This window comes from Clostridium nitrophenolicum, from assembly GCF_055391695.1.
In genome coordinates, this window is record NZ_AP042469.1 from 1,614,284 (window position 1) to 1,629,830 (window position 15,547).

The 15,547-nt window shown below is 30.9% G+C and carries 14 protein-coding genes; all 14 read left to right on the forward strand.

Going from position 1 to position 15,547, the window contains the following annotated elements:
- Positions 1-6 precede the first annotated feature (6 nt).
- On the forward strand, positions 7-1,257 hold the full coding sequence (locus tag ACZ5N4_RS07545) for a prolyl oligopeptidase family serine peptidase (RefSeq protein WP_464208610.1): 1,251 nt from the start codon (positions 7-9) through the stop codon (positions 1,255-1,257).
- A 139-nt stretch (positions 1,258-1,396) separates the two neighbouring features.
- Positions 1,397-2,824 carry a 6-phospho-beta-glucosidase gene (locus tag ACZ5N4_RS07550; protein WP_464208612.1) on the forward strand — a complete coding sequence of 476 codons (1,428 nt, stop codon included), beginning with the start codon at positions 1,397-1,399 and terminating at the stop codon, positions 2,822-2,824.
- A gap of 171 nt (positions 2,825-2,995) precedes the next feature.
- Entirely contained in the window at positions 2,996-5,422 is a 2,427-nt protein-coding gene (locus ACZ5N4_RS07555; protein WP_464208614.1) for a glycoside hydrolase family 3 protein, read from the forward strand.
- A 228-nt stretch (positions 5,423-5,650) separates the two neighbouring features.
- Positions 5,651-6,121 carry a MarR family transcriptional regulator gene (locus ACZ5N4_RS07560; protein WP_464208616.1) on the forward strand — a complete coding sequence of 157 codons (471 nt, stop codon included), beginning with the start codon at positions 5,651-5,653 and terminating at the stop codon, positions 6,119-6,121.
- Between the two features lies 1 nt (position 6,122).
- Positions 6,123-6,668, forward strand: coding sequence for a cyclase family protein (locus ACZ5N4_RS07565; RefSeq protein ID WP_464208618.1), 546 nt, complete (start codon positions 6,123-6,125; stop codon positions 6,666-6,668).
- 363 nt (positions 6,669-7,031) lie between these two features.
- A complete protein-coding gene (locus tag ACZ5N4_RS07570) occupies positions 7,032-7,928 on the forward strand; it encodes a GNAT family N-acetyltransferase (RefSeq protein ID WP_464208620.1) in 897 nt (298 codons plus the stop codon).
- A gap of 89 nt (positions 7,929-8,017) precedes the next feature.
- A complete protein-coding gene (locus tag ACZ5N4_RS07575; protein ID WP_464208622.1) occupies positions 8,018-9,463 on the forward strand; it encodes an aminotransferase-like domain-containing protein in 1,446 nt (481 codons plus the stop codon).
- A 124-nt stretch (positions 9,464-9,587) separates the two neighbouring features.
- Entirely contained in the window at positions 9,588-10,205 is a 618-nt protein-coding gene (locus ACZ5N4_RS07580; RefSeq protein ID WP_464208624.1) for a LysE/ArgO family amino acid transporter, read from the forward strand.
- A gap of 139 nt (positions 10,206-10,344) precedes the next feature.
- Complete coding sequence (locus tag ACZ5N4_RS07585) at positions 10,345-11,163, forward strand: alpha/beta fold hydrolase (protein WP_464208626.1); 819 nt, start codon at positions 10,345-10,347, stop codon at positions 11,161-11,163.
- 2 nt (positions 11,164-11,165) lie between these two features.
- Positions 11,166-11,291 carry a CGGC domain-containing protein gene (locus ACZ5N4_RS07590; RefSeq protein WP_464208628.1) on the forward strand — a complete coding sequence of 42 codons (126 nt, stop codon included), beginning with the start codon at positions 11,166-11,168 and terminating at the stop codon, positions 11,289-11,291.
- Between the two features lie 34 nt (positions 11,292-11,325).
- Entirely contained in the window at positions 11,326-11,919 is a 594-nt protein-coding gene (locus ACZ5N4_RS07595) for a DUF1349 domain-containing protein (RefSeq protein WP_464208630.1), read from the forward strand.
- Positions 11,920-12,057: 138 nt separating this feature from the next.
- Positions 12,058-12,486 (forward strand): N-acetyltransferase, encoded by a 429-nt coding sequence (locus ACZ5N4_RS07600; protein WP_464208632.1) that lies wholly within the window; start codon positions 12,058-12,060, stop codon positions 12,484-12,486.
- 224 nt (positions 12,487-12,710) lie between these two features.
- Positions 12,711-13,415: a response regulator transcription factor gene (locus tag ACZ5N4_RS07605; RefSeq protein WP_464208634.1), complete on the forward strand. Its 705-nt coding sequence runs from the start codon at positions 12,711-12,713 to the stop codon at positions 13,413-13,415.
- Positions 13,387-15,546 (forward strand): sensor histidine kinase, encoded by a 2,160-nt coding sequence (locus tag ACZ5N4_RS07610; protein ID WP_464208636.1) that lies wholly within the window; start codon positions 13,387-13,389, stop codon positions 15,544-15,546. Before ACZ5N4_RS07605 ends, ACZ5N4_RS07610 begins: the two co-directional genes overlap by 29 nt.
- Position 15,547: the final 1 nt, after the last annotated feature.

Below are 15,547 nucleotides of genomic sequence, written 5' to 3' on the forward strand. Positions count from 1 at the left end.
GATTATGTGATTAGAAAAAGTAAATTATTTAAAGCAGCTGTTTTACTGGGCTCTATTATAGGGATTATGGGAGCTGCAGGCTGTGCAACAAACAATACTAAGGAACTATCAAGCACAGATGTAACATTTATAACTAAGGTTCTTCCTTATGGAGAAGTTGGATATGCAATGGTATGTGATTTTGGAACAAAGGTTGATGCCTCTAAATTGTCTCAATCAAATTTCCAAGTAGAAACAACCACAGGCGATAAAACTGAAGCTAGAAAAATAACAAAAGTATATACTAATGATTCTATAGCTACAACAGAGAAGTCAAAGGATGGCAGATATGTTGTTATTGAATTAGACCCAGAAGATAAAAACGCAAGTACATTTACTTTTAATGAGGCAAAGTTTTTAAATACAAGAAATGATTTAAAATATACTGTGGTCCAAAAGGCTGATATTAAAACAAAAGATGGCATAACCTTTAAAGCATCTGATAATAAGGTAAAAGCTTCAAAAGAAGTTACACCAGTTGTAGATGATTTTAAAAAGTCAACTTATAGTGATGCAGCGGGTAATAAACTTAATTATAGATTTTTTGAACCAAAAACAGAATCTGGTAAAAAGTACCCATTAGTACTATTCTTACATGGCTCAGGGGAAAGAGGAAGCGATAATGCTATGCATCTTTTAGGAAATGAAGGAGCATTAGTATGGGCAGCACCAGAACAGCAAGCAAAGAATCCAGCGTATGTACTAGCGCCACAAGCTCCAATAACCGATAAGTTGACTGCTTACTGGATTGAGGAGCCTAATTATAGTTTAACACTAAGCTTACTTAAAGAGACAATAAAAAAATATGCTGTTGATACAAATCGTATTTATGTAGTAGGTATGTCTAATGGTGGAATAGGAACATGGAATATGATTGAGAAGAATCCGGATTTATTCGCAGCAGCAGTTCCTATTTGTGGAGTAGGTGATATTAACAGTTTTAAAATTGGTGGAGAATATGAACCTTTAAAAGACTATTCAGCATTTAAGGATATAAAGAATATGCCAATTTGGATTTTCCATGCAGAAGATGATCCATTAGTTGATGTTAGATATAGCAGAGATGCTGTAAAAGCAATAAAAGAATTAGGTGGAACTTCAATTAAGTATACAGAATATCCAAAAGGAACTATTAAACCAATGGGGCATTTCTCTTGGGTTCCAGCATTAGAAAATAAAGAAATGATAGATTGGTTATTCGCACAGTCAAAACAATAAAACTTAGAAGTATAGTATTAACGCAAAAGAATTTAAAGAATATTTACCGCATTACAAATAAAAGCATTAGTGAAAATATAGCTATATAAACATAAGTCTATGGGCATATAGCTATATTTAAAGAGAAGGAGGAATAAACATGCAAAATAAAATAAATCAGTTTTCGGAAGATTTCTTATGGGGAGGAGCAGTTGCTGCTAACCAATGTGAAGGAGCGTGGAATGTAGGTGGAAAAGGTGTAAGCACAGCGGATGTAGCTACGGGAGGGGCTGTAGATAAGCACCGTGAATATACAGATGGAGTTATAGAAGGAAAATACTACCCATCCCATGAAGCCATTGATTTCTATCATCACTATAAAGAGGATATTGCACTACTTGCTGAAATGGGATTTAAATGTTTCCGTACATCCATTAACTGGACAAGAATTTTTCCAAATGGGGATGAAGCTGAGCCAAATGAAGAAGGTCTAAAATTCTATGATAATTTATTTGATGAATGTTTAAAGTATGGAATTGAACCAGTGGTTACAATCTCCCACTATGAAACGCCTTATGCTCTAGTTGAAAAGTATGGGTCCTGGAGAAATCGTAAGCTAGTAGATTTTTATGTAAACTACTGCAAAGAAATATTCACCCGCTATAAGGATAAGGTTAAGTATTGGATGACTTTTAATGAAATAAATGCCATTACATTAATGCCAATTGTTTCAGCAGGAATTAAATTTAAGAGCGGAGAGAACAAGGAGCAAGTTTGCTATCAAGCAGCTCATCATCAATTTGTAGCAAGTGCAAAAGCTGTAGAGCTAGGACATGAAATTAATCCTAATTTTAAAATAGGATGCATGCTGCTTTATCCACTAGCTTATTCAGAAACTTGTAATCCAAAAGATGTGCAAGCGGTTAATGAAATGATGAATAAACATTATTTCTTCGCAGATGTACAAGTAAGAGGTTACTATCCAAACAATATGAAGCGTTATTTTGAGAGAAATAATATTAAGATTGAGATGGAAGCTGGAGATGAGGAAATCTTAAGAAATGGTAAGGTAGATTATATTGGATTTAGTTATTATATGACATTAGTAATTAGTACAAAACCAACTAAGGATGCTGCTACAGCTGGAAACATGTTAGGTGGAATAAAAAATTCTTATTTAGAAGCATCAGATTGGGGATGGCAAATTGATCCAGAAGGCTTTAGAATTTCATTGAATAATTTATATGATCGTTATCAAGTACCGCTGTTCTGTGTAGAAAACGGCTTAGGGGCTGTTGATAATGTTGAAGAAGATGGTTCAATTAATGACTGTTATAGAATTGACTATTTAAGAAAGCACATAGTTGAAATGAAGAAAGCAGTTACCATTGATGGGGTAGAGCTTATGGGTTACACACCTTGGGGATGTATTGACTTGATTAGTGCATCAACAGGTGAGATGAAGAAACGTTATGGGTTTATATATGTTGATAAAGACAATGATGGTAATGGAACTTTAGCAAGATTTAGAAAGAAGAGTTTCTATTGGTACAAGAATGTCATTGCTACAAATGGAGAAGAATTATAGTTTTTATTAAATAGTAAAACAGGTTTTATGCTGAAAGAAAAATAAAGATGGAAAATATAAAGTTGAATCTGTTAATGATATGAGTTACGTAGAAAAAGGTAAGGCAGAAAATAAGTAAAGGTGTTTACTTAAAATACTAAATTCAAATTTATTTAAGGAGGGAGAAGAATCATGAATAAAAAATTAATATCGCTTTTAACTATAGCTGTATTTATTAGCAGCTTATCTGGAAGTGTAAGCGTAAAAGCAGCCACAAGCGGAACTGATGAAAGCAGTAAGAAGTGGAATGTACAAAAGACAAATTATGGGTACTACGTAACTAATAAAGGTGGAAAAGCGTTAGGACATTCAGCAGACTCAGGAGTCAAATTATTGTTTGACAAAGGTTTTGCATTCAAAGACCTTAACAAAAATGGTAAGTTAGATAAGTATGAAGATTGGCGATTAAATGATGAAGAAAGAGCAAAGGATTTAGCATCTAAACTAAGTGTAGAGCAAATAGCAGGATTGATGCTATATAGTCCTCATCAATGGGAAATTAACGAAAAACTTAGTGATGAATTAAAAGGATATGTAAAGGAATCTGATGTAAGAGCAGTATTAAATGCCGGTGATCAGGCAAGTGTAAAGGATACTGTAAAATGGAGCAATGCGCTACAAGCTTATGCAGAAGCTATAGACTTTGGAATTCCAGTAAATGTTAGCTCAGATCCTAGAAGTACTGCAAAAGCAGACGGTGTGTATGTAAAGGGAACAGAAGGAGGTATTTCTAGATGGCCTTCAAACCTTGGTATAGCAGCAACCTTTAGTGAAGACACTGCTAGAAGATTTGGAAAAGTTTCTTCAACAGAATTTCGAATGCTGGGAATAAATACAGCATTGGCACCTCAAGTAGACTTAGCTACTGATCCAAGATGGACACGCTTTAATGGAACTTTCGGAGAAGACCCTGCATTATCAAGAGATTTAACTAAAGCATTAATAGAAGGTATGCAGTCAGCATATGACGGTCAAGGAAAAGACTTAGGATGGGGAGAGAGTAGTGTTAATGCCATGATAAAACACTGGCCTGGAGATGGAGTTGGCGAAAGTGGACGTGAATCACATACGCAAACAGGTAAATATGCTGTATATCCAGGAAACCAATTTGAAACACAGCTTATCCCATTTGTTGATGGTGGATTAAAGCTAAATAGTAAAACAGGATGCAGCAGTTCAGTAATGTCATCTTATTCTATAGCTTGGAGCAAAGATGGCTCTTTAGGTGAAAAGGTTGGAAGTGCTTATAGTAATTTTAAAATCACACAATTACTTCGTGATAAATATGGATATGATGGTGTTATATGTACAGATTGGTTTGTAGCATCAAATATGAATGAACCATTTGGTACTCCATGGGGAATGGAAGATAAGAGCATAGAAGAAAGACATTATAAAGCTTTAATGGCTGGAGTTGACCAATTTGGAGGAGATAGTGAGAAGGAACCTGTTATAGCAGCTTATAATATGGGAGTAAAAGAGCATGGCGAAAAGTTTATGCGTAATCGTTTTGAAACTTCTGCTGTAAGACTTCTTAAAAATATTTTCCACATAGGACTATTTGAAAATCCATATGTAGATATGAATGCAGCAGTTAAAACTGTAGGAAATGCAGAATATATGAATGAAGGTTTCAATGCTCAAGTTAAGTCAGTTGTTATGCTTAAAAATCAAAATAATGTTATAAGTCCTAAAAATGCTTTAGCAAGCAAACCAACAGTATATATTCCAATGGTATTTACACCAGTTATTGAACCTTCATTTCCAGGAGTAGAATATAGCCCAGCAAAATGGAGTTTACCTGTAAATAAAGATTGTGCATTAAAATATTTTAATGTTGTTACAGATACAATAAGTCCTAAACTTTCAGGGAAGGATAAAGATGGTAATCCAATGCCAACTGAAAAGGATATAGTGCGTCTATCAAAAGAAGAAATAAGAAAATGTGATTACGTATTACCAGTTATAAATAGTCCTAGAAATGCAGGTACTCAGTTTATAGGATATGGATACAATAAACAAGATGGATATATTCCAATATCATTACAATATGGGAAATACACAGCTGATTCCAGCAGTGTACGTAAACAGTCTATAGCAGGCAATGCAGGAGAAAATCGTTCATATTTTGGTAAGACAGCTAAAATTGAAAATAGTGTGGATTTAGAATCATTACTATATGGAGCAAATGCAGTTAAAGGAACCAATATTCCAGTTATTGCAATAGTACGTGCAGATAATCCTATGGTATTTTCAGAAGTTGAGCCAAATGTAGATGGAATCCTTATGGGATTTGGAGTAAGTGATCAAGCTTATTACGAAATTATAACGGGTAAAGCAGAACCATCAGGGTTACTACCAATGCAAATGCCTTTAAATATGGAGGAAGTTGAAAAGCAATGCGAAGATGTGCCAAGAGATATGAGTTGTTATAAAGACAGTCAAGGTAACAGATACGATTTTGCTTTTGGACTTAATTGGTCAGGTGTTATAAAGGACAACAGGACTAAAAAGTATGATGTGGAAACTTTAAAAAAACCAACTAACATGGAAAAATAAAATAGAATAATATAAAAGGTAATATTTTAATTTAAATTCTTGATAATAAGCTATTAGAATTATCATTCTTATAGCTTTTTTGTATTATATAAAGCAAGTGAGTTTATAGGTAAATCATAGAATAAATTAAATTCTATAAAATTGTTGACATGGAAACAAAAATATATTAATATTATGTCCAAGGAAACAAAAATATGATATTATTGTTTTGTTGAAAATAACAGGAAGGTGTTTAAGGTGGATAATATTAATAATATTATGGAGAGTTTAAAAGAAATATATGAAAAAGAAGAAACTCTAGGAAAGATAGCATTTAGAGGTGAATATGAAAAGTATGGAGTTTCAGAAATACATTGTTTAGATTGCATAGGAAAAATAAAAGATCCTAACGTTACTAAAATATCTCAAAGTATGAATATGACGAGAAGTGCTATAAGTAAGATTAGCAAAAAACTTTTGAATAGTGATCTTATTGATAAGTATAAGAAGCCTGAGAATGATAAGGAAATATATTTTAAGCTAACAGAATTAGGGGAAATGTTATATAAAGATCATGGAATAAAACATAAGAATTGGGAAGAAAGAAATAATAAATTTTTTAAAAATATAGATAAAGAAGAGCAGGAAGTTGTAGCTAGTTTTTTAAAAAAGTTTAATAACTATTTAGATAAGATAATAGAATCGGAAGGAGATATATAATATGAATTTGCATTTAAAGGATTTTAATATTCCTCAAAAAATATTAAAATGGGGAGATTCGCAGCCATCACATCAAAGACAACATATAGGAACTCATATAGATTGTTACAATCTATCAAGAATAGAGTTACCATCAGAAATAGATGTTACTGTAATAGATGTTAGAAATCTAGATATTATAGATATTGATATATTAGATAATATATCAATTAAGGAAGATTCTTTTGTAATATTTAGAACTGGATATTTAGAAAACTATGGATACGGAAGCGAAGAGTATTTTAATTCTAAATCAAGTCCATATTTAACCAATGAACTTGTAGATAAATTATTGGATTTCAATGTAAAATTAATAGGAATTGATTTAAGTGGAATACAGCATGGAAAAGATCATGTAGTAATAGATAAATATGTTGAAAATAAAGGGGCTTATGTTATAGAAAATATATGTAATTTAGATAAGGTTGATTCAAAATTTAAAGCAAATTTAAAATGGATTCAATTAGAAGGTGCTACAGCAATAAAAGTTGAGATTGAAACTTTATAAAGTTATTATAAAGTACATAAAAAACTGTACTTATACCTGCTACGGTTAACCGTAACATAAATGAAGTAGACTTTTCTGTAAATATATATTAAAATATTGAAATTATAAAATATTTATGGTATAATTTGGTATGTAAATTTTGAAAGGAGTGGTTGAACATGATTAAGATAAACAGTAGATTTATAATTAAATTTTTATGTCCAACTACTTTAAGCGAAAGTTATTAAATATAATTTTGATTTGTAACTATTACTACTGTTATGATCAATATTATAAAGATAAGTTTATCAACCCTGAAGTAGTTAGGACAACTAGTTCAGGGTATTTTTATGTCCAAATTTTGATTTGAAGAGGTGTTTTAAAATGTCAGAAAAAATGTTAAATGAAACCGTTTCTTTAAAACAATATATATCAGAAAAGGAGTATAAAGAAATAAATCAACTTGAGGAACTTTGCTGCTCACAGGATAAAACAAATCTAAAGTTAGAATTAGACTATAAGTTAAATATAAGGAGAAATTCTGAAATAGGACTAAAAGAGATTAATGAGTTTCTATATTATGTTGAGGATATTTTAGTAGCTTACCTGGGTATTTCAAGTTTTGGAGGTAGTAATATTGGTGAAATCAATGGAATGACTCATCCCGACTTTCGAAGAAAGGGGTTATTTAAAAAGATCTTTGAGCTTGCAATGGAGGAGTGTAAGAAGAGAAGCTTTAATAAGGTATTAGTATTATCCGATGGTAATTCTAACTCAGGTGTTAAATTTATAAGCTCTGTTTGCAGTGAATATGATTTTTCAGAGTATAGAATGAAGTTACTTAACAAAACTACTTTAGAAAGCACAAGTTCTATTAGTCTAAGAAAAGCTGGAAAGTCGGATGGAAAAGAAATTGGGAGACAAAATGCAATATTTTTTAACCATTCAGAGGAATGTGAATGCTTTTTGGAAGAAGAGGAAGAATTAAATAAAATCACATATATGGTTGAACTAAATGAAAGGGTTATTGGGAAAATTGCGGTAAGCTATAGTGATGATTCAGCTTTTATAAGTGGTTTTGGAATATTGCCTGATTTCCGAGGTAAAGGATATGGAAAAGCAGCATTAAAAGAAGTTCTACGTTTAATAAATGAAAAAAACATCTATGAGATAGAATTGGATGTGGAGTGTAAAAACAATACTGCACTTAATTTATACAAAGCTTGTGGTTTTGAAGAGCTGTCTGTAATGAATTATTATAAGCTACAATATTTTAAATAGCGAATTTGTAATAAAGTATACAAAAGGACCTACATTAGGAAGTTAAATGCAAAGAACACATTTTGATGGAGGAGATAGGATATAAATATATGGTAAGTATTAATTGGAAACCAAATAAAAATTCTTCTATTCCAATATATAAGCAGATTGTTAATTACATTAAGGAAAAAATAGCAACAGGTGAATGGAGTATTTCGAGCAAGCTGCCAGCTCAGAGAGAACTGGCAGAAAGATTTGAAGTAAACAGGAGTACTGTTGTGGAGGCTTTAGATGAACTGAAGGCAGAGGGGCTAATTGAAGGAAAAAGCGGTGGAGGAACAACTATAGTTAATAATACATGGTCTCTATTAGCATCAACACCACCACCCAATTGGCAGAGTTATATTTCAAGTGGAATACATAGACCTAATTTATCTATAATTCAAGCAATCAATAAATTTGAGTATAAAGAAAATATGATACGATTAGGTACAGGAGAACTTTCACCAGAATTATTTCCTAATAAAATGATGAAAGTAGTACTAGATAGTGTTTCAAATAAGATAGAATCTTTAGGATATGAAGAACCAAAAGGATCATTATATTTAAGACAAATTATAAGTCAATATCTAAAGAAATATGAAATAAACGCTTCCCCAGATTCAATATTGATTGTGTCAGGTTCACTACAGGCATTGCAATTGATCTCTCTTGGTATCCTACACCCTGGTTCTACTGTACTTTCAGAAAAGCCATCTTATATAAAATCACTTCATGTATTCCAATCAGCAGGAATGAGAGTAAAGGGAATACCGATGAATAGTCAGGGAATTAGAATAAGTGAGATTATGAGTAGCTTAAATAAAACAACTACGCTGCTTTATACTATACCTGCATTTCATAATCCAACTGGAATTGTTATGCCGCAGCATAAACGAAATGAACTTTTAGAAGTATGCGAAAAAGCAAGGCTACCTATTATTGAGGATGATGCATATAGAGAGCTGTGGCTTGACACAGAACCGCCATTGCCTTTAAAAGCTAAAGATAAAAATGGCAGTGTACTATACATGGGGACTATTTCAAAATCCCTAGCAGCTGGAATTAGAATTGGTTGGTTAATTGGACCGGAGCCTGTTATAGAGCGTTTAGGAGATATAAAAATGCAGACAGATTATGGCTCAAGTTCACTTTCACAATGGGTTCTAGCAGAATGGATCTCAAGCGGACTTTATGAAAAATATCTTGAAGAACTTAGAGAGAAGCTAAGAGTTAGAAGACAGGTGGCACTAAATGCTCTTGGAAAGTATTTTTCTGATATAGCTACATGGAATAAACCTAGTGGAGGGTTTTATATATGGCTAAAATTAAAAAAACAGATATCAATGGAAAAATTGTTTTACCTGTGCTGCGACAATGGTATATTGATTATTCCAGGAAACGTATATGATTTTTCTAAAAATCTAAACCTTAGAATTTCTTATTCATACTCCTCTTTATATGATTTAGAAAATGGATTAAAAAGACTTTCACAAATAATTAGGCTGTTAAATTAAATTTTAATAGCTTTTTTTGGTTGGGTTAAAAAAATTTTCTTGGTTGGAGACATAGAGCTTTTTAATAATTATAATTAGGATCAGATAGAGTATAGGTAAAATACGAAGAATAAGGGGGAGGGCTATGTTTAAATATGTTATGCAGGGGTTTCTATTAGGAATTGCTTACGTTGCGCCGATAGGTATGCAAAATCTTTATATAATCAATACAGCCATAAGTAAAAACAAAGTAAGAGCATATCAGGTAGCTTTAATAACAAGTTTTTTTGATATTTCCTTGGCATTAGGATGTTTTTACGGGATAGGAGTCTTAATGGAAAAATCAAAGATGTTAAAATTGACGGTTATGCTAATTGGAGCCATTGTAGTTGTAAACATTGGAGTTCAGCTTATACGAAGTACATCCAATACAAAACAAGAAGTAGATGTAAATCAATCTATGCTGCAAGTAATTGTGAATTGCTTTATGGTGACTTGGATTAATCCACAAGCTTTAATTGATGGATCATTACTGCTTGGTGGCTTCAGAGTAGCATTACCATATGAGGCTTCAGGATTGTTTATTATTGGAGTTTGTTTTGCTTCAATAGTATGGTTTATGGGAATAGCAACCGTTGTAGCAACTCTGAAACATAATTTTAATAATAAAATTATTAAAATTATAAATAGAATTTGTGGTGGAGTACTTGTTTATTATGGACTAAAGCTTGGATATAGTTTTTTAATTAGTATACATTCATAATGCAAACATATAAAACTTCATTGACACTATTATGCAAACATGTTATTATTTTGGTGAACGTACGTTCTGGTTCTCGCGAATTTAGCATGAGCAATTAAAGAATTGAAGGAGCAATTTATATGAACAAGGAGATGAAAGAATGGAATGTAATATGGAAAATATATCTATAAATTATGAAGTAATAGGTAGTGGAAAGCCAATTATTATGATACATGGTTATCACGTAGACCATAGATTAATGACAGGGTGTATGGAACCTGTATTTAATAATAGAGATGGATATAAGAGGATATATATTGACTTACCAGGGATGGGAAAAACCAAAGGTGAGGATTGGATTATAAATTCAGATGTGATGCTGGATATTTTAATTAATTTTATTGAAAAAGTTATTCCAAATGAAAACTTTTTACTTGCAGGTGAGTCCTATGGTGGATATTTAGCAAGAGGAATAGTACATAAAATGAAAGATAGAGTAGATGGGCTATTTTTATTATGTCCTGTTATTATTGCAGATTTTAAGAAACGTAACGTTCCATCACATATTATTTTAAAGAGAGATGATGAATTATTATCACAGCTTGAACCATCTGATACGAAAGGTTTTTCTTCAATACAAGTAATACAAAGTAGAGAAGTTTGGCATAGATATAGAGATGAAATTTTACCTGGTATAAGACTGGCAGATAGTAATTTTTTACTCAATCTTCAACAAAAAGGATACGCGTTTTCATTCGATGCAGATAGAATGAATGAAAAGTTTAATAAGCCAACTCTTATACTATTAGGACGTCAAGATTCAACTGTAGGTTATAAAGATGCTTGGAGTATTTTAGACAAATATCCAAGAGCAACTTTTGCTGTACTGGATAGAGCAGGCCATAATTTGCAGATAGAACAGGGAGCACTATTTAATTCATTAGTTAATGAATGGCTTGTAAGAATTAATGAAGCATAACAATGAAAGAAGCTGGTATTGAAGTAATTCATTTATCTACTTGTATGAAGAAAATGTGCCCTAGATATGATGAGCATCTAAAAGCACTGTCAAAAGACTTTGAAGTTGTTGGATACACTCATGACTAAAAGAGAGTGCTTTTAATAAAATAGGAGGATTAATATGTTTGAATTTAATGCTAAAGAAGCAAAATGGTTTTTTAAACCTCAAAATTATGTAATTGAAAGAGATAGAGTTGAAATTATAACAGACCCTAACACTGATTTTTGGCAAAGAACTTATTATGGATTTAGAAATGATAATGCTCATGTCCTTTATATTACAACAGATGAAAGATATTTTTCCTTTACAGTAAAGGCAGAGTTTAATAGTACAGCATTGTTTGACCAATGTGGAGTTGTAATTTATCAAAATAGTGAAAATTGGGTAAAGGCAGGAATAGAATTTCATGACAATAATACTGCATGGCTTGGAAGCGTGGTAACAAATCATGGATATTCTGATTGGGCAACTACGGATATTGGAGATTTTGTAAAATGTATGTGGTACAGATTAAGTAGACGAGAGAGTGACTACTGTCTTGAAAATTCTTTTGATGGTATAAATTTCAAACAGATGCGAATTTTCCACTTGTTTGAAGGTGAAAAAGAAATTAATATTGGTTTACTTGCATGTTCACCAAGTAAAAATTCTTTTAAGGCTGTATTTACTGAAATGAAGATAACAGATTGTTTATGGAAAGAGCACAAATCATAAAATAAGAAAAATATTTCGTATTTTTCTTATAAAGTGAATTAATAACTTATTAGACATTAAAAAATGTATAAAATGAAAGGAGGTAAACTTTAGTGAGAGTTTGGTATTTGTGATATACTATCTCGCTAAATATAAAGAATGATTAAGGAATTAGAAAAATTTGAAATAGAAGAAGTTATGGATATATGGTTAAAGACTAACATTACTGCTCATGGATTCATATCAGAACAGTATTGGACTAAAAATTATAACCTTGTCAAAGACGAGTATATGCCTGTTTCTACAACTTTTGTTTATAAAGAAGAGGGGATAATTAAAGGATTCATAAGTATTATAAACAATTCATTTATTGGTGCATTATTTGTTTTAGAAGAATATCATGGACAGGGTATTGGTAAAAAACTAATAAATTATTGTAAATCTCTATATTCAAGTTTAGAATTAGGGGTTTATGTTGAAAATGTGTCTGCAGTTAATTTCTATAAGTATTGTGGTTTTAAAGTAGAAAAAGAGCAGATCAATGAAGACTCTGGTTTTAGAGAATACATAATGTCATGGGTAAAATAAATATAGTATGAGAGATGGTGAAAATTATTTAATATTCATCATCTTTCTATTTTTGAGGACAACCTTTAGAAATTCTTTAGATTTATAACAAGATTATCTTTAAAAAATAAGTGTATTATAAAGGCAGAGAAATGAGGGGGGCAGCAGAAAATGACTATGGAGTAAAAGTTAACTATGATATTATATAATTTGGAACAATTTCATAGAAAGAGGTATGTGGATAAATGAATATATATAATATTTTAGTGGTGGAAGATGAAATAGACATAGCAATTGCAATAGAAGCTTATCTAGTGAATCAAGGTTATAAGGTTTCCATCGGACATAATGGATTTGAAGGTTTAGAAATATTAGAAAAAGAGGAAATACATCTGGCAATTGTAGATGTAATGATGCCAAAAATGGACGGTATAACATTTACCATGAAGCTTAGAGAAAATTATGATTTCCCAGTAATAATGTTATCTGCAAAATCTGAAGAAGTAGACAAGATAATGGGGCTAAATATTGGAGCAGATGATTATGTAACAAAACCCTTTAAACCTCTTGAACTTTTGGCAAGAGTAAATTCTCAGCTCAGAAGATATACAAAGTTTTTAAATATGGTTAAAGAGGCAGGTACAGTGGACAACGTTTATGTAATCGGTGGATTAGAACTTAATACAGATACAAAAGAGGTAACTGTAGATGGAAATTTTATAAAAACCACTCCCAGCGAGTTTAAGATTCTTACATTGCTTATGAAAAATCCCGGGAGAGTTTTTCCTGCAGAAGAAATATATGAAAGGGTTTGGAAGGAACAGGCCATAAACACAGACACGATAATGGTTCATGTAAGAAATATAAGAGAAAAAATAGAGATAAACCCGAAAAATCCAAAATATTTAAAGGTGGTGTGGGGTGTTGGATACAAAATTGAAAAGCAGTAAAAGTAAATATATTATAAATATAATTATTTTATTGATATTAATAGCTTCTTCCTTAGGAATGTATTCTACGTATCCTATAATAAGAGAAAACAGCAAGAGATATGAAAAAAATATTTTTGAAAGAAGTGATCTTCTATATTATATAACAGATAGTAATTATAGTATATATTTTGATATTTTAAAGAAAAAAGAAAATAAAAATATAGAACCATCAACTATTTTGTTAAATCTTGATAAAAAATATGATAACTACACACAGAATGCATTTAATGAAGAGATATATGAATATAAAAGAAACTTAGATGAACGTATAAAGAATTTAGAATATTATGCTATAGAAAAAGATAGTAAATTAGTAGAAGAGAGAAATCAAGGTGATATAAGCTCTCTTTTAGATAATAATATTAACATTAATCTTCTTGAACAAAATCTTAAGAAAAACTATGATTTTTACATGGTTATTGATTATGATGATAGAGGAAATATCACAATTAGCAAGCTTTATGGTGCAGATATGTCAAACATATCAGAACAACTTAAAAATAATAAAGTAACAAGTAGAAATGGTCTGGAAATGAAGTCTATAAAAAATATGACTTATGTTTATGCTGTTCCAAAAGAGTTAAAATATAAGGATTTAATATCTTCTTATAAAGAGAATAAAGAAAGCATCTCTTACCACAATATATTAACATTTTGTACGATTATAGCTTTTTTTGTCTGTATATTAATAACTGCTCTTATAACTCCATATAAAATATCAAAGGAATTAATTGGATTTAAAAAGATTGCTAAAACACCTATAGAGATAATTGGTTTTGTAATTTTTATGACATCTTTACTCATAAGTGAATCACCTAATCTTATTGCTATCAGCATAATAAATAAAGAATTACCTAAGTTTTTACCAATAGATGTGAGGCCAGAGCTTATTTATGGTTTAATAAATGTTCTTTATTGGTTCCTATGTTTTGCAGTAGCATTTATTTCAGTTATTATTATAAAGCATATTTTTAAAACTGGAATTAGAGAATATATAAAAGGAAATTCCTTGATATATAAAATTTTAAGAAGCATTTGGAGAACTAGTGGGAGAGTCAATAAAAAGTTTTGTGGTTACTTAAGAAATATAGACTTAAAAGAAAAAAATACTAAAAAACTTGCAATATTATTAGGAATAAATCTAATTATAGTATCAATAATAAGCTGTTTTTGGTTTTTGGGAATAATAGCAGCAATAATATACACTGTTATATTATTTGTAGTAATAAGAAAGCATTATAATAATATAAGTAATAAATATAATAAGCTCCTTGAAGCTGCAAACAAAATAGCAGAAGGTAATTTGGATATAACTATTGAAGATGATTTAGGAGTGTTTAATGCTTTTAAGAAAGAAATAGAAAGTATACAGAAGGGCTTTAAAAAGGCTGTAAATGAAGAAGTAAAAAGCCAAAGAATGAAGACAGAGCTTATTACTAATGTTTCTCACGATCTAAAAACGCCTTTAACATCTATCATTACTTATGTAGATTTATTAAAAGATGAAAATCTCTCAGTGGAAAAACGAAAGGACTATTTAAATACATTAGACAGAAAATCACAAAGACTACAGGAACTAATAGAGGATTTATTTGAAGTGAGCAAGGCTACAAGTGGAAACATACATTTGAATATTGTGGATGTGGATGTGGTGGACTTAATGAAGCAAACCCTACTTGAATTAGATGATAAAATATTAAAGGCATCACTTATAATAAAAACAAACTTCCCAAAATCAAAGGTAATATTGCCTCTAGACAGCCAACGTATCTTTAGAGTCTTTGAGAATTTAATAATTAATATGACCAAGTATGCAATGAAAGGTTCAAGAGTTTATATAGATATCGTTTCCATAGAAGATAAGGTTGAAATAACATTAAAAAATATGGCAGCCAATGAAATAGATTTTAATGTAGATGAGATAGCGGAACGATTCGTAAGAGGAGATAAGGCACGTAACGCAGAGGGATCAGGCTTAGGACTAGCTATAGCGAAAAGCTTCATAGAACTCCAAGGTGGAGAGCTAAATATAAGTGTTGATGGGGATTTATTTAAGGTTATTATAACTTTTCCCAAAATAAATATATAAT